This is a genomic window from Marinomonas phycocola (assembly GCF_047525455.1).
Taxonomy (GTDB): Bacteria; Pseudomonadota; Gammaproteobacteria; order Pseudomonadales; family Marinomonadaceae; genus Marinomonas.
Genome location: NZ_JBLIXL010000012.1, coordinates 37,590 through 57,737 on the forward strand (window position 1 = coordinate 37,590; position 20,148 = coordinate 57,737).

Consider the following 20,148-nt stretch of genomic DNA (forward strand, 5'->3'; position numbering starts at 1 on the left):
ATCTAACCTCAAGCCACAGACCTATTCACCTTATCTAGCCATCTATGTGCGTTTGGAATTAATTCTTTTAGAGCTCGACGATAGACATCCTTTTTAAAAGCAACAACCTGGCCCAGAGGGTACCAATAGCTAACCCAACGCCAACCATCAAATTCCGGGCAATCTGTCCCATCGACACATACATCAGCATCAGGGCATCGAATAGAAAGCAAAAACCATTTTTGTTTTTGACCTATGCAGAGAGGCTTACTATTATGACGTAACATACGTTTAGGTAAGCGATACCGTAACCAGCCACGTGTTTTTCCAACAATTTCTACTTGATGAGGCTCTAAACCAACTTCTTCTTTCAATTCGCGAAATAGAGCGTCTTCTGCGGTCTCATCATTTTTGATACCACCCTGAGGGAACTGCCATGCATTCTGACCAATTCGCCTTGCCCATAAAAGCTGGCCTCGTTCATTCATCAGTATGATGCCTACATTCGGCCTATATCCGTCTGCATCAATCACGAGACACTACCTTAAAACTAAAATGTAATTCATTTCATTGTTCCATATTTCATCACGCTTAACAATTAAGAGTGATGTTATTTCTCTGTAAGGCCATTATACTTTCACATATTCGTACCAATTGAGGACAAAACGTGACGCTCGCAATATTCGATTTGGATGGGACCCTTTTAGAAGGGGACAGTGACTACAGCTGGGGGCAATTTTTAGTTGAACAAAAATTGGTCGATGTCGATGCATACAAAACAGCGAATGATCGCTTTTACCAAGACTATGTAGCAGGTACTTTAGATATCCATGAATATCTTAGATTTAGTTTGGCGCCTTTAAGTCGTTTTACTGAAAACGAACTACATGATCTGCATCAAGCATTTATGGAATCCAAAATTCGCCCAATGATTCATCAAAAAGCATTGAACTTGATTGAAAGCCATAGAAGCAAAGACCACTTTTTATTAATCATTACGGCAACAAATCAATTTGTAACAGGTCCAATCAGCGCAGAGTTAAAAATGGATCATTTAATCGCACCGGTTCCGGAAAAAGTTGATAGCAAGTACACTGGAAACATTGTCGGTGTTCCAAGCTTTCAAGCAGGTAAGGTTACCCGTCTAAATGATTGGCTAAAGGAAACAGGACATACATTAGAAGGCAGTTATTTTTACAGTGATTCTCATAATGATTTACCACTGTTAGAGCTGGTTGATTTCCCCGTTGCAGTAAATGCAGACAAATCTCTTACAAGCATCGCAAAAGAAAGGGGCTGGCCTCACATATCTTTGAGAGACAGTGCTTAAGGAAGGTGCGGATAAACCCTCTTGTCTCAGCATGTGGATAAAAGCCTGCTATTCGAAGCGAGTATCGAATGTGAGTAGCAGGCCTATTTTCGAGATACTATGGAGATTAAAGGCCCATATTATTATGAACACGATAAAACAGCGCTTTTAGATATTCAGTTTCTTCAATTGAAGGGTGTACTGGATGGTCAGTAGCTTGAGTCCCGCGATAAATCAACTGCGAAAAACGCTCTAATGATCGAGTATTACTGCGTACGATGTCATGCAATCTAGATTCTTGTAGATGCATAGAACACGATCCCGTCACAAGAATACCGCCTTTTGCAACCAAACGAAGCGCTAATTGATTGGCCCTATGATACGCCCCTTCTCCTGCTTTAATGTCCTTACGACGAGTAATAAAAGCAGGGGGATCCATAACAACCACATCGAAGCGTTCTTTCTCAGCAATTAAAGATTGCATCGCATCAAATGCATCGCCATGCATTAATGATGAATGACCTTCATATTGATTGAGTTGCAAGTTTGCCTCTACATGACCAAGCGCACTTTCAGAAGCATCAATAAAAGTCACATCCGTTGCACCAGCAAACGCCGCTTGAACACCCCAACCTCCAATGTAAGAAAACACATCCAATACTCTTTTCCCATCACAGAAATTTTGCATTGTTTTGCGATTTTCTCGGTGATCATAAAACCAACCGGTTTTTTGCCCGTCCCAAACAGGAACTTGAAACAACACATCATTTTCTTGGATAAAAACTTCTTGAGGAACGGTGCCATAGACTTCCTCAACATAGCTTTCTATTCCTTCAACCGAACGCATTTTACCGTCGTTCTTCATCAAAATAGCTTCAGGTTTCACCACTTCAATTAAGCTTTCAATAATTTCTTGTTTAACTTTTTCCATACCAGCGGTAGAAATTTGCACGACTAAGACATCACCAAAGCGATCCACAACCAACCCTGACAGCCCATCAGAATCCCCGAAGACCAAACGGTAATATGGCCCTTTGTATGTCATTTCTCTTAACGACAATGCAATTTTCAAACGGTGAACTATCAATGATTTATTTAACACAGCTCCAACTTCACGACTGTACAATCGACCACAAATCAAAGTATTAGGGTTAACCGTTGCCATCCCTATTGCTTTTCCATTCGCCGCTTCGACCACAACCTGATCACCTGCGACGAATTGCTTTAATGGAGTCGTATTTGTATCAATCTCATTGCTGTATATCCATTGATGTCCAGCACGCAAACGTCGATCAGCCTGCCCTTTTAGTCGAATTATGCTCAAAATTTCCACCCAAACCTTTAAAAACGCTATTATAAATACTCAACTGTTTTTTGCTAATGCAACATACACGCTTTATTACTTTTTGTATAACTGAAAGGGTCAGAATGTCTACAGAAATTACTGGATTCCAATGAAATCTCATCTTGCAAGGCATCACTATCCCCTAAACAGCCTCAAGTGATGGTCGATTTAAACATGAAATAGGCGATGCCTGACCCAGACATATACCGAATGTCAGACATCATATCTCAAGATGTCGATTTGTCAGCAGCCATTTTAGAGTTGATCAATTCGTCTTACTACGGCCTTCCTAGAAAAGTCACATCTATTAAACACACGGTGATGATTCTTGATATTGGAAGCCTTACAGGCAATCAACATCATCGTCACTCTTCAGATCCTTTGCTCACAAACGTTACCAGAATTCCTTATGACAACTATCTAGGCGATGGCTTTGATAGTTCCGTTCTTTTAGAAAAATTATTAAATGATCCATCAAGTAGAATCACTGAGCCTGCAGCTATAATTCTTGAAATAGTTCAAGATGAAGGAGGGCTGAATTCAGCTAGTAAAAAATGGCTTCAATCTGTCGAAACACTAGCAAAACGGAATGGGGCTATGCTGATCGTTGATGAAATTCAAACCGGTTGTGGCCGCACGGGAGTTTTTTTGCTTTTTCAGAGGCTGAGTTGAAACCAGATATCATAACAATGATGCTCGTGCCATAGCAGAAGCAAGTCAACATGGCGCTATACGGTCCGTGGCAATCAGAAAAATAGAACAACAGGATGAACGTTCTTTTTTGCAAATGCGCCGCCATCTATCGACTGAACACAGCTAATTAACCATGTGCGAGGGTTATTGACAGGGTATGATACTGTTCTCCTTAAAGGAGGAACGGTACTCAAGAAGGAGCTGGCGGGTATTTATGAAAACTCCAGCAACGAACTTTGTGACTATTTCAGACAGTTGTTAAGGCGTCAGCAAAACAGGCTCATGGAGTTAGATGAAGAACTTGACGGGTATGATCAGCAATTAAAACAAAAAGTTAAACAGGATGTTTAATGTTGACCAAACCAGAGCAAGATTTACCAAAGCCTATAAAGAGCTCAACTTGTCATAATCACTGTGTTAGGTACTAGTATGTAAATTTAGGCTCACTAGGACTCTCTTGGAAACAATACAAGATGGTCCAAATGAACCGAAAGACCAATCTCTTGCCCAATCAAATGGTCATGATGTGACGATGCAAAACAATACACAACCTTGCCAGAAGGCAGCCTCACCCGGTATAAAAAATGGGATCCTCGAAACCACTTGCTCACGATTAGCCCTTGAAAATCACTGTCATCATCATGCAGAATATCATCAGGCCTGACCAACAAGTCAATTTTTTCACCATCAGAATAACCATGCAATGTACTGCCTTTAATTTCTCCAAGGTCTGAATGGACACAATTATCACCACACACAACAGAAGCTAAAAAATCACCGTGACCAATAAAACTTGCAACAAAACGTGTATCTGGTTTGTGGTAAATTTGATACGCAGATCCTGTTTGATGGATACTTCCTCCACTCATAACAGAAACTTGATCAGCCATTGAAAAAGCCTCTAATTGATCGTGGGTCACCAATATCGCACTCATTTTCTCTTGCAAAAGAATCTGTCGTATCTCAGGAACCAGCTCTTCTCTTAATTTGGTATCCAATCCTGAAAAAGGTTCATCCATTAATAATAATCTTGGTTTTGGAGCAATGGCTCTAGCAAGGGCGATTCGTTGCTGTTGCCCACCTGATAATGAATGAGGGTAACGCGTTTCGAATCCAGGAAGACCGACCAAGTCCAATAAGTAAGAAACCCTTGACTCCTTCTCTTGCTTACTCCAATGTCTGATGCCAAAAGCAATGTTTTCCAAGATCGTTAGATGAGGAAAAAGCGCAATGTCTTGAAACACCATCCCAAACCGCCTTTCTTCGGGAGGGACAACAAACTCCGCAGATGCGAGTAACTCACCATCAATATAAATTTCACCTTGTCTCAAAGGTTCAAAGCCAGCGATTGCACGTAACAACGTCGATTTTCCGCATCCACTAGGACCAAGTAAACAGCCAATTTTACCTTCTTTTAAAGAAAAGCTAACACCATTAATAATTTGTACATCACCGTAAGCAATCACGACATTTTCAATGGATAATTCAGATTTTGTTGAAGACAAGACGGACATGTATGTGGATCTCTATATCAATTTAATTACGGGATGAAATGGAACGACTGAGTAATGTAACAGGTATCAGGCCGACTAAAACAATCATTATTGACGCAGGTGCTGCATCGGCTAAGCGCTCATCAGAAGCCAATTCAAATGCTCTAACCGCCAAGGTATTAAAATTAAAAGGTCGTAGAATTAGAGTCGCAGGTAACTCTTTTAAAACATCAACAAAGACAATCAATAATGCCGTGAGCACTGACCCTTTTAGCAAGGGAACATGAATTTGTTTCAACACACCAAGAGGGGTTAATCCCAACGAGCGCCCAGCCATATCTAAGCTTGGTTTGATTTTCCCTAATCCACTTTGAACAGCACCAAGAGACACCGCCATAAAGCGAACAGTATAGGCAAATAACAGCGCAAAAATGGTGCCTGAGAGCCATAACCCTGTTTTTTCTCCAGTGACCGTTTTCACTGCATTAATGATTTGATGGTCAACCCATGCAAACGGAATAATCACACCGATGGCGATGATGGTGCCAGGAAGCGCATACCCTAGCCCAGACATGGAAACCGCCGCATTAATCGATTTTCGGGGAAAAAGGCGACTCGCGTAAGATAAAACTAACGCACAAAAAACAGCCATCAAAGAGGCGATAAATGCTAGGGAAAGGGAGTTCCAAGCCAGTTTAAAAAAGCTATTGTCTAAGCCTATAGAATCAAATACCGCCCAGTAAGCAAGCTGTAATACTGGAAATATAAATCCAAACAAAACGGGTATCATACAAAACAGTAAAGCGCTGATTCCATATGCGCCTTTAAGTTCTATTTTTCGATTGCTGGCTTTGTTTAACCCTGAAGAATGGTAACGAATTTTACGCCTTGAATAGCGTTCAAGTAAAATAAGCAGTGTTACAAAAAACAGCAAAGTAGCAGCCAATTGGGACGCAGCGACCGCGTCACCAAACCCATAAAAGGTACGAAAAATGCCTGTGGTAAACGTATTTACACCGAAAAACTGCACGGTTCCGTAGTCTGCTAATGTTTCCATTAACACCAACGTAACCCCAGCTACAATAGCTGGTCTAGCTAATGGTAGACCTAATTTAAAAAAAGACTGCCTATGGCCATAACCTAACGTACGGCTAACTTCGAGTGTGTTTGAAGATTGCTCTAAGAAAGCAGCCCGAGCCATTAAATAAACATAAGGGTATAAAACCAGGGACAACATTACGATAGCACCTGGTAAAGAACGCACCGTAAAAAACCAATATTCGCCATACCCCAAGCCCGTAATGTCTCGAATCAATGTCTGTATAGGGCCCGCATAATCAAAAAAACCAGTATAGGTATAAGCAATAATATAAGCAGGCACAGCTAAAGGAAGTAATAAAGCAACAGACAGCCATTTATGTCCTGGGAAGACACAAACACTGGTTAACCAAGCGGTAGGCACACCGAATAACAAAACTCCGAAGGTGACACCTCCCATTAAGTACAATGAATTAGAGATATAACCAAATAAGACCGTATCCACTAAATGATTCCAGACCGAGGCATCGCCTAGAACCACATGACTTAAAACAACCAAAATCGGTAAGGATAAAACGACAGAAAGGGCGATAGATACGCCCTTTAGCCAGCCACTTCCAGATTTCCCTGAATGGGCAGTTAACACATTATTCGACATGTTCTCTCAACATTTAGACATTTTTAAAACTACTTCCAACCGGCAATGTCCATCATCTCAACCGCTCTGCGATTGTTTTCACCCAGCTTGGTTAAATTAAGCTGATCAGATTTAAATTCACCATATTGTGCCAATGATGATGGAGGAGAAATGCCATTTACTACTGGGTATTCATTATTTATTTCAGCATACCAAGTTTGAGATTTATCAGACAGAAGAAACTCAATCAATTTTATCGCATTTTCTTTGTTTTCTGACGATGCAGTCACACCAATACCACTTACATTTACATGAGCACCACGATCACCTTTGCCTTGATTAGGCCAGAATACGCCAAGCTTCTCAGCAACCGCTTGGCTTTCCGCTTTTTTACTATTAACCAGTCGTCCAAAATAATACGTATTTGCTACTGTAATGTCACATTCACCCGCAGCAACCGCTTTCAGTTGGTCTGTATCACCACCTACGGGAGGACGAGCAAAGTTTTTCACTAAACCATTGAGCCATTCTTGGGTATGAGCTTCATCAGCAGCTTCAAGCATAGAACCCACTAAGGATTGATTATAAATATTTCCAGATGAGCGAATACACAGTCTTCCTTTCCATTTTGGATCTGCTAAATCTTCATACGTTGATAACTCTTCGGGAGTCACTCGATCTTTCGCGTAGAAAATCACTCGTGCTCTTTGTGACAATGAATACCAATAATTATCTACATTTTTTAAATTACTAGGTACTTTTTCTGTTAACACATCGCTTTCTATAGGTTGCAGAACACCTGCTTCTTTTGCTCGGTGTAGACGCCCAGCATCAACAGTAATAAACAAATCCGCAGGGCTGGCGTCGCCTTCGACTTGTAAGCGCCTCAATAGCTGATCATCAGAGCCTGTGATTAAGTTCACCATGACACCCGTCTCTTTTGTGAAATTCACAAGTAAAGGTAAGATCAAGGCTTCTTGTCGAGCGGAGTACAGATTAACTTCATCTGATGCGATCACAGTATTTGATAAGAGGCTCATTAACGCGAGTACAGGCAAAGCCAACGCTGTTTTTTTCATGGAAATATCACCTTTATAAAGAGTAGATTAATTCAATTAGCAAGACTATAAATGAAAACAATTACCATTACTAATACCTTTTCACTAACTAGACAGAAAAAATAATTTTTTATTCGTTATCTTTATTTCAACTCAACTGCCGCCAAAAGCTTTAGAAACAACGGAGCGCTTAAAGGTAAAACAGCCATTGACAACATTCATTCCCATATTACGAATTTGTACAATGATAGGGTTCTGAGTAGTGTACGTTCTCTTAAAGGATTCCATTCCTGCCGCCATTTGCAGATTATTCAACATCCGTGCTCGCTGATAGCGCCTTAATAAAGCTAACCGCCCTATGTCATCTTGCCTCTTAAAGGCTGAGCTAACAATATCAACCAACACCTCAACATCGGCAAAACCAATGTTTGCCCCTTGCCCAGCAAGAGGGTGGATCGTGTGTGCCGCGTCACCAACCAGAGCAATCCGGTTTTTAACATATTCTGTTGCATGTCGTTGCTTTAAAGGAATGGAAAGTCGTTGCGATAATTCTGCCAATACTACAAAATGACCAGATAATGCATAGCTTAAGCGTTGACAGAAATCGGTTTCATTTAATTGGCAAAGCTGCTCTGCATCTTCTGGAGAGACAGACCAAACAATCGAAACAAAGTGACGGCCTTCAACACGAGGTAAAGGCAAAAAAGCTAAAACGCCCTCCTCACCGAATGCTTGCCAAGCCGTGTTCTCATGAGAGCGGTCAATTTCAATCGTAGAAATGATTGCACAGTGACCGTAGTCCCATTCTCGACATTGAAAATCCGCTTCCTGTCTAACAAACGAATTCGCCCCGTCTGCTGCAATCATTAATGCAGAACGAATTTTTTTCCCTGACGACAGCGTAATAACAACCTCTTTTTCTTGAGAATCAAACTCAACAACTCGCTCACCAAAAAAAGTATCGACATTTTTAAATGATGTATTTTGTGTCATCAAAGCGTCTGTCAAAACCGCATTTTCAACCATACACCCCAAAGACATAACGCCAAAATCCGTTGACTGGAATTCAATCTCACTTGTTCCTAACCCGTCCCAAACTTTCATGCTTTGATAGGGTAAAAGTCTTTCTATAGGAAGCGTTTTCCAAATGCCAGCACGCTCCATTAGCAATTGAGAGGCCGTTGATAGCGCGCTTACCCGAGTATCATAATAAGGAGGAGAAGACAGCTTAACTTTTCCAGAAGAAGGGTCAATGAGGGCAACAGACAGGCTATTTTGAGCTAACAAAGAAGCCGTTACCCCACCCATCATTCCTGCACCAATAACCGCCACATCATAAGTATTTGCCATTTTATTCTCTACTCTCATCCAACCGTAAATTTAGATCATCTTATTCACTAGACATAAGCGCTTCAACATCTGAAATTTCTTTTGGCAACCCATGGGTTAAAACATAAGGGCCATCATTCGTAATAACAATATCATCTTCAATTCGAATGCCAATTCCTCGCCATTTTGAATCAACGTTCATATTATCTTTCGACACATAAATACCAGGCTCTAGCGTCAGTACCATTCCCGCTTCTAACGGCCTTGATAGCCCATCCACTTTATAAGAACCCACATCATGCACATCAAGTCCAATCCAATGCCCTGTATTATGCATATAGAATGCACGGTATGCCTTGTTCTCTATCAAAGAATCCAATTCACCTTTCAATAACCCAAGTTTAATAAGACCTGCAGTGATGGTTTCAACTGCAGCATTATGACAAGATTCATACTTCTCACCGACACGTAGTTTTGCAAAGCCAGCATAATAAGCATCCAGCACAATTTGATACAAAGCCGCTTGGGCTTCACTAAAGCGGCCATTCGCAGGGAAAGTACGAGTAATATCTGAGGCGTAACAGCCCAGTTCACACCCAGCATCAATCAAAATCAGATCACCATCATGAATCTTATCTTGGTTATTAATGTAATGTAAGGTGCAAGCATTTGCTCCCGACGCGACAATGTTAGTGTACGCAAGATGACGAGATCCAGCTTTCATAAATTGATAATTTAATTCGGCTTCTAATTGATACTCCATCATCGTAGGCTTAACAGATTGCATCGCTGCTCTATGGGCAACAACGCTAATTTGTGCCGCCTTTTCCATTAGTGAAATTTCTTCCTCGTGTTTGATCAGGCGCATTTCAGACAAAATTGGTGCAAGATCTTGAAAGGTGGAAGGCGCAACGGCACCCGCACGAGCACGCTTTATCAGTGTCGATCGCCATGCATTTACTTTTTCATTTAAGGGTGTGTCATCAAAAGGGAATACCACATTGTCAGCACCGTCTAACATAGCTAAGGCTGCAGAATCCAAACACGTAAGAGACTGCACTTCATCAACACCGAATACCTGCACCGCATCATCACCATAGCGAAAACCTTCCCATTGTTCTTTCTCCAGATCTTTTGGTAAAGAAAACAAATGAGACTGCCTATCACTGTTAATGATCAAATACGCATCGGACTCAGGGAAACCGCTTAGATAAAAAAAGTTACTATTAGGACGAAACTCATACTCACAATCATTATTTCGCGTACACAGGCCACCCGTACGTAATACCACCACCGACCCATTAGGTAAAGAATCCATTACTTGGTTTCGGCGCGATTGATACAATGCATTTGATAATTTTGTCATAAGTTCATCCAACCTATTTCAGTATGAGTAATGCTATTTTAGTGTACTTGGTTACGATTTTTTTGCTCTGCATCTGGCTGTACATCGTAATGCTCTGAATACAATAACAGCGCAGACAAACGAGCGTACTCTACAAGCTCCGTCAAGTCTGCTTCATTATCGTTATTGTCTTCTAACTCTTGCATATCAGCTTGCATTGCCGATACGTTCGCAAAATCTCTCAGAACCTGGGTGGTTTCTTCTGATAAATTCTTTTTCTGTCCAGATAGGCCATAGCCCGCTAAAAAACCGTGCGACCATTGAGCAAGCGTTACTCCTCGCTCATTTAGTGGCGCATCTTCATCTGCAATCGCAGGTACTAACGCGTATTCGCCATTTTGAAACAAGGTTAAAGTAGAGGAATACAAATCAACAATAGCTTTACGACTTGCTGCTTCTTTCCAAGCTTCAACATCACAAAACTCAACAACCATCGCCAGCCAATCTTCCAATGGCAAGCCAACACCTGACGCAAGGTAGCCACATAGCTGTCCATGCAATTCAGCTGGAGAAGCACTGATTGATTCGGTTACAAAAACATCTGCTAATAAATCAAAATCTAACGCGTCTTTTAATAGTTCCGTAGACATAAACTACCAATCCACTACAAAATAAGAATAGAAAATGAAAAGCCGCATAGTTGCGGCTTTCCGTGAATATACATTTGTACTTTTAAGACATCCCTTTACGATAAAGAAAGCCCAGATTAGCTCAAATGCTTTAAGCCAGACTCAAGAGTTTGCAATATCAATGTATTAATCGTCATTGGCCCAACACCACCAGGAACAGGTGTATAAGCAGATGCTTTATTTGCTAAAGGTGCTAATTCTATATCGCCAACACCACCAGGATGGTAACCAGCGTCTACAACAACAGCACCATCTTTAATCCAATCAGCCTTAATCAGTTCAGGCCTTCCAACTGCACCGACTACAACATCAGCCTGTTTTATCAATTCAGGTAAATTCTTTGTACGTGAATGACAGATGGTTACCGTTGCGTTTGCGTTTAACATCATCAATGCCATTGGCTTACCTAAAATAGGACTGCGACCGACAACAACAACGTGTTTGCCTTCTAACTCAATTTCATAACTTTCAAGCAAACGCATAATACCTGCTGGTGTCGCAGCACCATACGCAGGTTCCTGCATGGCCATACGACCAAAGCCTAAACAAGTAACACCATCCACATCTTTTCGCGCAGCAATAGCATCAAAACAAGCACGTTCATTAATCTGAGGTGGCACTGGATGTTGCAACAAAATACCGTGCACATCTGGGTTATTATTCAACTCTTCTATTTGAGCAAGCAGTTCGTCCGTCGTGGTTTCTTCAGAAAGCTCAATAGCCATGGAATCCATACCAACACGGCGACACGCATTCCCTTTCATTTTAACGTACGTGGCAGAAGCTGGATCACCACCGACAAGGATCGTCGCTAAAATTGGCGTACCACCAGTACGGCTTTTTAATTCAGCAACTTGTGCTTTCAAACGTGTTTCAGTTTCTTCGGCACAAAGTTTGCCATCAAGAACCAGTGCAGTCATGATAAAAGAACTCCTGCAAAAAAATAAGTGAGTGAATAGGGGATCAGCATTATATCTCAATTTCCAACAAGGCCGTAGCCAATGTCACTCAATTATTTCAATATAATCAACTAATAATTGTAAGTTTTTTTGCCCTCGAAATTCATTGATTTCCAGCTTATAAACAATTTTCGCCTTTTGAGCCTGATTCGGCCAACTGTCTAAATCTATAAAGAAAGCAATAGCGTCCAGAAATAAATCAGACAGAGGGTCTTTCACTAACAGTTTGAGGTGTTTTTCACCAACAATCCTTTGCTGAAGAACCTCAAACACGCCTTCAAATACAGGTTCAGGAAAGTGCTGTCCCCATGGGCCACTATGGCGAACTAATTCGGCAAAACTCAAACTGAAGTCTTCAGCAGATAGCGCGCCATCAGTCAATATACGAGCTTGCAATTGATCTTCACTCACCAGCTCAGTGACTACATCATTAAAGACACTGGAAAAGCGCACGTAATCCTTCTCTTGAATACTCATGCCCGCAGCCATGGCATGCCCTCCAAATTTACTAAGTAAGTCAGGATGACGTTTTGCTATGACATCTAGTGCATCGCGGATGTGTAACCCAGGAATTGAGCGGGCAGACCCTTTAATCATCCCTGCTTCCGCTTGAGCAAAAGCAATAACAGGACGATAGCATTTGTCTTTCATTCTAGAGGCTAGAATACCAATCACTCCTTGATGCCAGTCCTCATCATAAAAGCACACGCCGTTTGGTAAATTGGTTTCTTCCAGTAAGTCTTGCAAGACAAATTCAGCCTGAGCCTTCATGTCCGATTCAATACTTTTTCGCTCTCTATTTAATTGGTCCAGTTTTTGAGCAATCGATCTTGCGTGAGTATTGTGCGTGCTTAACAGACACTCAATACCTACCGACATATCATCCAACCGACCCGCAGCATTTAATCGTGGGCCAACAACGAACCCTAAATCTGATGCCTTTATTTTAGTGTGCTCACGGCCACCAATACTAAGTAATTCTAAAATTCCTGGGCGGGCAAATCCAGCTTGAATTCGCTTTATACCTTGATACACAAGTATTCGATTGTTGGGGTCCAACGGCACCACATCCGCTACCGTGCCTAATGCCACCAAATCTAAGTACTCTGCCATTTTTGGCTCAGCTATGTGGTGCTTTACAAACCACTGTCGAGAACTTAGTTCTGCTCGTAAGGCACTCATAACGTAAAAAATCACCCCAACGCCCGCCATAGACTTACTTTCAAAGCCACATCCATGTTGATTTGGGTTCACAATAGCGTCCGCATCAGGTTCATTATCACCGGGTAAGTGATGGTCCGTAACAATCACACTCATGCCAAGTGATTTTGCGGCCGCAACGCCCTCGATACTCGAAATGCCATTGTCTACCGTCATCAACAAATCCGGTTTTCGCAGAGCGGCAACTTCTACAATTTCAGGCGTGAGCCCATAACCAAACTCAAATCGGTTCGGCACTAAATAATCTGGATCAACAGCCCCCATTGCATTGAGAGCTAAAATACCAAGCGCAGTGCTGGTCGCTCCATCCGCATCAAAATCACCCACAATAAGAATACGTTTCTCTGCTTCAATCGCATCAGCTAATAAAACAGCAGCCTCTTTTACCCCTTTCAATAAGTCAGGCCGCAGTAATGACTGCAAACGATAACCTAACTCCTCATCCGATCGAACACCACGCGAATATAAAATCTTCTGCAAGGTCAAAGGGTATTGATGTGAAAAAGGCGTAAAGGCCTCGTCTATTGTTCGTTGCTTAATATGTTTTTTCATTGCATTTTATATTTCCAAACGTGCCGACTGAGAATTCTTTGACTCATTTAATAAAAAATAGCTACACTGTCGCACAGAAAATACTATGAATTGCTAAATCAGAGTAACTACTATGTTCGATCATTTTTACGTTCGATCGTGTTAGCTTGAGATAAAAAGGATTATCTATGTCACTGACTATAAAAGCGAAACTAATTTTACTCTGCACATTTCTCGCATTTGTTCCTGCAGCCCTTATTAGCATCCTACTCAGTAGCCAAGCACTTAACGATGCTTCTGACTCTCTTTCTAAAAGCGCTCAAGACAAACTCACTGCGGTACGAGATTCAACAGCTCGAAATATTGAAAACTACTTTAGTGTTATTGAAAATCAAGTTATTACTCTCTCAAGCAATTTGATGATACTTGACGCGTTAACAGAAATGACCCCTGCTTTTAATCATTATTCTAATAAAATATCTCAAACAGTTTTTTCCCAAAATAAAGAAACACTCAATCGATATTATGGCGCTCAATTCGGAACCAAATATAAAAAACTCAATAATGGCGACTCACCACCACCCTCATTATTGAACCAACTATCCAATAACACAATAAACCTTCAAGCAACATACATAAGCAAAAACACACACCCATTAGGCGAAAAAGACTCTCTAATTTCAAGCGGTGATCATTCAAGATACGACACTCTTCATTCTAAGTATCACCCATTAATAAGAGAGTACCAGCAACGTTTCGACTATTATGATATTTTTTTGGTCGATGCAAAAAGCGGCAATATAATTTATAGCGTTTTTAAAGAATTAGACTATGCAACCTCTTTAGAAACAGGGCCATATTCACAGACAGGTATAGGTGAAGCATTTAAAAAAGCCTTGTCCGCCACATCAAAAAATGACGTTTTCTTAACAGACTTCGCTCCCTATCTCCCCTCTTACAATTCAGCTGCCTCTTTTATGTCCTCACCCATTTACAATAAAGAAGAAATAGTCGGCGTGCTCATTTTTCAAATGCCTATCGATCGAATTAACACCATAATGACACACAATGAAGAGTGGGAATCGAGTGGATTAGGTAAATCAGGAGAAACCTATTTAGTTGGTGACGACTATTTAATGCGCAGTAATGGCCGATTTTTACTGGAAGATAAAACCGCGTATTTGAAATTGATGCAAGACATAGGGGTAGAGACAGCAACGATTAGTAAATTAGATAACCGCTCAAGCAGTATTGGCCTCCAACCCATCAACACAAAAGGGACTAAAAACGCACTGGCTGGAAATACAGCGTTTGATATTTTCGATGATTATAGGCGCATTTCTGTTTTATCCGCTTACAAACCACTCAACATTAATGGATTAAATTGGGTAATTATGAGTGAAATCGATGAAGAAGAAGCCTTCTCTTCCATTGAGAAGCTAAAAAAATCCATTTTACTGAATGCCTCCATCTTTAGTGCGCTTGCACTCTTACTTGGTGCATTTTTAGGATGGGGGGTTAGCTTAATTATCGTTCGCCCTCTCCAGAAAATGATACAAACTGTATATGGTCTTGCAGAAGGGGAAGGTGATTTAACTCAACGGTTAGCCATAAAAGGCAAAAACGAAGTTTCCCAACTTTCAACAGGCATGAATTTATTTATCTCTCACATAGACACGACCTTCTCTTCGGTTCTGAAATCCATCGTTAGATTAATTCCGATTTCACAAGACATTGCCGATGTTAATAACAAACTATTGGAATCCACGAAAGCCCAAGAGCAGTTAGCCAATAAAGTCACCGGATATTTAACCGATACAAGCGAATCAACGGAGCAAGTAAATCAACAACTCTCACTCATCAATGAAGCGACAGAAACAGGCAATAAAACCGTAGACCAAAGTAATGTGGCTGTAGAAAGTGTTTCGACAACCATGAACCACTTATCTGAAAACATTAATAAATCTGTGGAAGCAATTAACCAACTAAAAAGTGACACAGACCAAATTACTAGCATCGTTGATGTAATCAATAGTATTGCCGAGCAAACCAATTTGTTAGCGCTTAATGCAGCAATTGAGGCAGCAAGAGCAGGTGAAGCAGGGCGAGGGTTCGCTGTTGTTGCTGATGAAGTTCGCACGCTTGCATCAAAAACACGCGAATCCACAGACGAAGTAACAGAAATGGTTCGGGCAATTCAATCAGGTACCCAACTTGTTGTTAGCCTAATGGATGACGGAAAAAACAATGCGCTGCACTCTTCAATGAAAGTGACGGAGGCAACTAAGTCTCTATACGATGTAAAAGCAGCAATGCATACAATCTCAAGTCAGATAGCTCAAATAGGCACAGCAATCGACGAACAGAAAAGTAATATTGTCTTAGTAAATTTAAATTACGAAAAAATGAATGAAAGCTTTATTGAGTCTAAAGAGCAAAGCTTACACTCTCAAGAGGTCGGTAAAGACATCATTAAGTTAGGTGACAACATCATGGATATGATCCGCAAATTCAAAGTCACAGAAAACGTTATGTCTACACATAGAAGAACTCGATCTCGCAGAGAAACAAAACCAAACGAAAAAATGGCTAACCATCATTCTACCAAGTAAAAATGTAATTTATTTGACAAACACGTCTTAGGGCTTTAACTTGGAAGACCTACACAGGAGACTGCAATGCGAATTGACGTTCTCTGTGTATATCCCCTAACCCGTGTTTCGAGCTTAGTCTCGATATGCGGGTTTTTTAATGGCCTTTTTAAAAAATAGCGTATGTTTCTTAACATTATTTTTATTGCACTCGGACTCCTTTTAATTGTATTAGGCATTCAAAAGGTCAGTGTTATTGATCTACTTCTCGGTGCTGCCTTTTTTGGTTTCTCTGCTTACGACTTGTATAAAAGCCAATTTAAAGACAAAGACAAAAACTAAAGCCCAGCGGGGTATAAACGCGATAAGAGTACTGGCACCGCTGTCTCTACCTTTAAAATACGCTCACCTAAATGCACTTGTTTAAAGCCGACTTCACGCCACTTCCCAACTTCAAATTCATTCCAGCCACCTTCTGGACCAATGACTAAAATAGAATCTCCTGTCAAAGCAACAGGACACGTTTCTGCGTCATAAGGGTGCGCAAGTAAACAATGTTTCCCCGCCGACATAGTAGGAATAAGATCTTCTACAAAGGGTCTAAATCTCGGTACCAACTGTATTGAAGGTAAAATAGTATCTTTTGCCTGCTCCAAACCTTCTTTTAGAATAGTCTGTAAGTTTTCATATTTCAGTATTGGAGATTGCCAATAGCTCTTTTCAACTTTCGCAGAATTCAGAATAACAATGTCTTTAACGCCCATGCTCGCAATGTTTAATAGTGTTCTTTTCAGCATATTCGGTCTAGGTAAAGCAAGCACTAACGTTAAAGGCAATGCACTAGGAGGCGCTTCATTTAACGACATAATTTGCATTCGCTTTTCTTCATTGCCTAAATACAATCCTTGCCCTATTTTTCCATTCAATTGGCCAATCCTAATGCTGTCACCCGGCTTTGCTTTAACAACAGAACTAAAGTGTTGAGACTGCCTCTGAGTTAACGTAAAAAAGCCATCTTCTGTTTGTTGAGCTTCATCAAATAAAACAATATTCACTCTTCGTTTCTCTTTTATACTTAATACACTCTCCTCTAAGTAAATAACGCACATCAGAGGTCTATAAAACAAACGGCAAGTCACTTTAGAGGTGAGTTGCCGTTTATAGTAGAACAGAAAGTGAGCAGGTAATGTTATAACCTAGCTGTTACGAACTTCTGTATTTCACTTAATTCATTATCCAGCACATCGTAAGCTTCTTTTCTTTCGAATAGATCAGCCATATGCTCAGGAAGCTCAGGAGAAACACAACCCGCCTTCTCCACGGCTTCAGGGAACTTCACCGGGTGTGCTGTTGCCAATGTAATCATAGGAACAGATTTATCTCTCCAACATGCACGCGCCGCATCTAATCCAATCGCAGTATGTGGATCTAATAAATACTGCGTTTTTGCAAACACATTCTTAATAACATCACAGGTACGGGTATCGTTTACTTTATAACTGTCGAAATGGCGCTTCACGAACGCCCACGATTCATCATTAAGAGACACATCACCAGCATTAAATCGAGACATCAAATCATCAATCGCCGCACCATCACGACCATGAGCATCGAACAATAAACGCTCAAAATTACTGGATACCATGATGTCCATACTAGGAGATAAAGTAACATTCAAAGATTGACGGCTCATGTCATTTTCAGAAATAACACGGTGTAAAATATCATTCTGATTCGTTGCAACGACAAGCTGATCAATAGGCAACCCCATTTTCTTAGCTAAATAGCCAGCAAAAATGTCCCCAAAGTTGCCAGTAGGAACAGAGAAAGAAACCTTACGAGCAGGTGCACCCACAGACAATGCAGAAGAGAAGTAATAAACGATTTGAGCCATGATACGAGCCCAGTTAATCGAATTCACAGCACCTAGCTTAGCGCCATTCAAAAAAGATTGATCGGCAAAGCTGTTCTTAACCATTCCCTGACAATCATCAAAATTGCCCTTAACCGCAATATTGAACACGTTATCGTCAATCACTGTCGTCATTTGACGGCGCTGAACTTCTGATACACGCTCATAAGGATGAAGTATAAAGATGCTCAAATGTTCAGAATGACGACAACCCTCAATAGCAGCAGAGCCTGTATCGCCAGACGTCGCACCCAGAATAACCAATTTTTCTTTACGCTTCGTTAATACATAATCCATTAAACGACCCAGCAATTGTAATGCAAAGTCTTTAAACGCAAGTGTTGGTCCCCGAAATAATTCTAAGATCCATTCATTCGTATCCGTTTGTACCATAGGCGCAATAGATGAATGATTAAACCCCACATATGCGTCATCAATCATGCTGCGAAATGCGTCTGCTGGTATTTCATCCTCAACAAAAGGAAACATAATATTAAACGCTAACGCTTGGTAGCTTAAGCCAGACCAAGATGCAATTTCTTCCGCAGAGAATGAAGGCAATGTTTCAGGCACATAAAGACCACCATCACTCGCTAAACCTGCTAATAGTACGTCACCAAAAGAAAGCGCAGGGGCCTTTCCTCGAGTAGAAATATATTTCATCACTGTTTTCCTACGCTAAATGCTCTACACGAATACGCTGCACTTTGCCTGAAACAGCCGATAAAGACTCAATCTCAGAGATCGCAGAATTCATATTGCGCTCTTTTACCATGTGCGTCATAACAACCAAAGGAACCAGATCGCTACCTTCTCTTTCACGCTGAATCAAAGATTCAATACTGATGCCATGCTTAGATAAGATTTGGGTAATGTTCGCTAAAACACCCGCCCTATCTTCAATATTCATATTTAAGAAGTAACCACTGTCAATTTCTTCTACTGGTAATACCGCTAGATCCGACAATGAATTCGCTTGGAACGCCAAGTGAGGTACACGATTATCAGGATCGGCTGTTAACGTTCTCGCCACATCAATCACATCAGCAATAACCGAAGACCCCGTCGGAAGTGCGCCTGCACCAGCACCGTAAGTTAAAGTTGGGCCTACTGCGTCGCCTTGAACCATAACAGCGTTCATCACGCCATTAACGTTTGCTAATAATTGCTTTTTAGAAATTAAGGTAGGATGCACTCGTAATTCAATGCCTTGCTCTGTACGACGAGCAATACCAAGATGCTTGATGTTATAACCAAGATCTTTAGCAAAGCCCACATCTTCGGATGTGATTTTGCTAATGCCTTCTGTATAGGTTTTTTCAAATTGTAGCGGAATACCAAATGCGATGGACGCAAGGATAGTCAATTTATGAGCGGCATCAATGCCTTCAACGTCAAACGTTGGATCCGCTTCTGCATAACCCAACGCCTGAGCTTCTGCAAGTACGTCTGCGAATGGGCGACTTTTTTCGCTCATTTCGGTCATGATAAAGTTACCAGTACCATTGATGATACCCGCTAACCAATCAATACGATTTGCAGACAGGCCTTCTCTGAGTGTTTTAATAATCGGAATACCGCCAGCAACAGCCGCTTCAAAAGCCACCATAACGCCTTTTTCTTGAGCTTTAGCAAAAATTTCATTGCCATGCTCAGCGATGAGCGCTTTATTTGCCGTTACGACATGCTTTCCATTATCAATTGCTTGTAATACAAGATCTTTGGCGATCGTCGTACCACCAATCAATTCCATTACAATGTCAATTTCGGGATTAGAAACTACGTCAAAAATATCGCGTGTTACATTTACACCTGTTAAATCGCACATATCGTTATCACGACGAGCACCCACTTGCTCGATAACTATGCTACGCCCAACACGACGTGTAATTTCTTCCGCGTTATTTCGAAGGATATTAAAGCTTCCAGAACCAACGGTTCCTAACCCACAAATGCCGACTTTTACCGGTTTCAAAATAGTACCCCACAGAGATGCTTAAAAAATAATTCGAGTTGATG

Annotated in this window: 18 protein-coding genes; 5 read left to right on the top strand and 13 right to left on the bottom strand. The window is 41.0% G+C overall.

Annotation, left to right across the window (positions count from 1 at the left end; all coding sequences use genetic code 11):
* Window positions 1-8 precede the first annotated feature (8 nt).
* On the bottom strand, window positions 9-512 hold the full coding sequence (locus tag ACMUMJ_RS10365; RefSeq protein WP_414678755.1) for an RNA pyrophosphohydrolase: 504 nt from the start codon (window positions 510-512) through the stop codon (window positions 9-11).
* A gap of 134 nt (window positions 513-646) precedes the next feature.
* On the opposite strand from ACMUMJ_RS10365, the gene ACMUMJ_RS10370 reads away from it, so the two are divergent.
* Window positions 647-1,309, top strand: a complete 663-nt coding sequence (locus tag ACMUMJ_RS10370) for a histidinol-phosphatase (RefSeq protein ID WP_414678756.1) — start codon at window positions 647-649, stop codon at window positions 1,307-1,309.
* 106 nt (window positions 1,310-1,415) lie between these two features.
* Here ACMUMJ_RS10370 and ACMUMJ_RS10375 read toward each other — a convergent pair whose 3' ends face one another.
* On the bottom strand, window positions 1,416-2,612 hold the full coding sequence (locus ACMUMJ_RS10375; RefSeq protein ID WP_414678757.1) for a class I SAM-dependent rRNA methyltransferase: 1,197 nt from the start codon (window positions 2,610-2,612) through the stop codon (window positions 1,416-1,418).
* 231 nt (window positions 2,613-2,843) lie between these two features.
* Between ACMUMJ_RS10375 and ACMUMJ_RS10380 the strand changes: the two genes are divergently transcribed.
* Together ACMUMJ_RS10380 and ACMUMJ_RS10385 are read left to right on the top strand one after the other, a co-directional pair.
* A complete protein-coding gene (locus tag ACMUMJ_RS10380; RefSeq protein WP_414678758.1) occupies window positions 2,844-3,305 on the top strand; it encodes an aminotransferase class III-fold pyridoxal phosphate-dependent enzyme in 462 nt (153 codons plus the stop codon).
* Window positions 3,306-3,473: 168 nt separating this feature from the next.
* On the top strand, window positions 3,474-3,677 hold the full coding sequence (locus tag ACMUMJ_RS10385; protein ID WP_414678759.1) for a hypothetical protein: 204 nt from the start codon (window positions 3,474-3,476) through the stop codon (window positions 3,675-3,677).
* A gap of 95 nt (window positions 3,678-3,772) precedes the next feature.
* Here ACMUMJ_RS10385 and ACMUMJ_RS10390 read toward each other — a convergent pair whose 3' ends face one another.
* From ACMUMJ_RS10390 to recJ, 8 genes are all read right to left on the bottom strand, one after another.
* Window positions 3,773-4,840, bottom strand: coding sequence for an ABC transporter ATP-binding protein (locus ACMUMJ_RS10390; protein WP_414678760.1), 1,068 nt, complete (start codon window positions 4,838-4,840; stop codon window positions 3,773-3,775).
* Between the two features lie 22 nt (window positions 4,841-4,862).
* A complete protein-coding gene (locus ACMUMJ_RS10395; RefSeq protein WP_414678761.1) occupies window positions 4,863-6,515 on the bottom strand; it encodes an ABC transporter permease in 1,653 nt (550 codons plus the stop codon).
* A gap of 29 nt (window positions 6,516-6,544) precedes the next feature.
* Window positions 6,545-7,573, bottom strand: a complete 1,029-nt coding sequence (locus ACMUMJ_RS10400; protein ID WP_414678762.1) for a Fe(3+) ABC transporter substrate-binding protein — start codon at window positions 7,571-7,573, stop codon at window positions 6,545-6,547.
* A gap of 132 nt (window positions 7,574-7,705) precedes the next feature.
* Entirely contained in the window at window positions 7,706-8,902 is a 1,197-nt protein-coding gene (locus ACMUMJ_RS10405) for a UbiH/UbiF/VisC/COQ6 family ubiquinone biosynthesis hydroxylase (RefSeq protein ID WP_414678763.1), read from the bottom strand.
* A 40-nt stretch (window positions 8,903-8,942) separates the two neighbouring features.
* The gene (locus ACMUMJ_RS10410; RefSeq protein WP_414678764.1) at window positions 8,943-10,247 is read right to left on the bottom strand and encodes an aminopeptidase P N-terminal domain-containing protein; all 1,305 of its coding nucleotides are present in this window, start codon (window positions 10,245-10,247) and stop codon (window positions 8,943-8,945) included.
* A gap of 38 nt (window positions 10,248-10,285) precedes the next feature.
* Window positions 10,286-10,876 (bottom strand): UPF0149 family protein, encoded by a 591-nt coding sequence (locus ACMUMJ_RS10415; RefSeq protein ID WP_414678765.1) that lies wholly within the window; start codon window positions 10,874-10,876, stop codon window positions 10,286-10,288.
* A 116-nt stretch (window positions 10,877-10,992) separates the two neighbouring features.
* Complete coding sequence (gene folD, locus ACMUMJ_RS10420; RefSeq protein ID WP_414678766.1) at window positions 10,993-11,835, bottom strand: bifunctional methylenetetrahydrofolate dehydrogenase/methenyltetrahydrofolate cyclohydrolase FolD; 843 nt, start codon at window positions 11,833-11,835, stop codon at window positions 10,993-10,995.
* Window positions 11,836-11,919: 84 nt separating this feature from the next.
* Complete coding sequence (recJ, locus tag ACMUMJ_RS10425; RefSeq protein WP_414678767.1) at window positions 11,920-13,647, bottom strand: single-stranded-DNA-specific exonuclease RecJ; 1,728 nt, start codon at window positions 13,645-13,647, stop codon at window positions 11,920-11,922.
* Between the two features lie 167 nt (window positions 13,648-13,814).
* Between recJ and ACMUMJ_RS10430 the strand changes: the two genes are divergently transcribed.
* Together ACMUMJ_RS10430 and ACMUMJ_RS10435 are read left to right on the top strand one after the other, a co-directional pair.
* Window positions 13,815-16,238 carry a methyl-accepting chemotaxis protein gene (locus ACMUMJ_RS10430; RefSeq protein ID WP_414678768.1) on the top strand — a complete coding sequence of 808 codons (2,424 nt, stop codon included), beginning with the start codon at window positions 13,815-13,817 and terminating at the stop codon, window positions 16,236-16,238.
* Window positions 16,239-16,400: 162 nt separating this feature from the next.
* Entirely contained in the window at window positions 16,401-16,559 is a 159-nt protein-coding gene (locus ACMUMJ_RS10435) for a hypothetical protein (protein ID WP_414678769.1), read from the top strand.
* Here the strand turns inward: ACMUMJ_RS10435 and ACMUMJ_RS10440 are convergent.
* From ACMUMJ_RS10440 to ACMUMJ_RS10450, 3 genes are all read right to left on the bottom strand, one after another.
* Window positions 16,556-17,272: a 16S rRNA (uracil(1498)-N(3))-methyltransferase gene (locus ACMUMJ_RS10440; RefSeq protein ID WP_414678770.1), complete on the bottom strand. Its 717-nt coding sequence runs from the start codon at window positions 17,270-17,272 to the stop codon at window positions 16,556-16,558. The genes ACMUMJ_RS10435 and ACMUMJ_RS10440 overlap by 4 nt on opposite strands.
* 134 nt (window positions 17,273-17,406) lie before the next feature.
* A complete protein-coding gene (thrC, locus tag ACMUMJ_RS10445; RefSeq protein ID WP_414678771.1) occupies window positions 17,407-18,792 on the bottom strand; it encodes a threonine synthase in 1,386 nt (461 codons plus the stop codon).
* Window positions 18,793-18,802: 10 nt separating this feature from the next.
* Window positions 18,803-20,104 carry a homoserine dehydrogenase gene (locus tag ACMUMJ_RS10450; RefSeq protein WP_414678772.1) on the bottom strand — a complete coding sequence of 434 codons (1,302 nt, stop codon included), beginning with the start codon at window positions 20,102-20,104 and terminating at the stop codon, window positions 18,803-18,805.
* Window positions 20,105-20,148 lie beyond the last annotated feature (44 nt).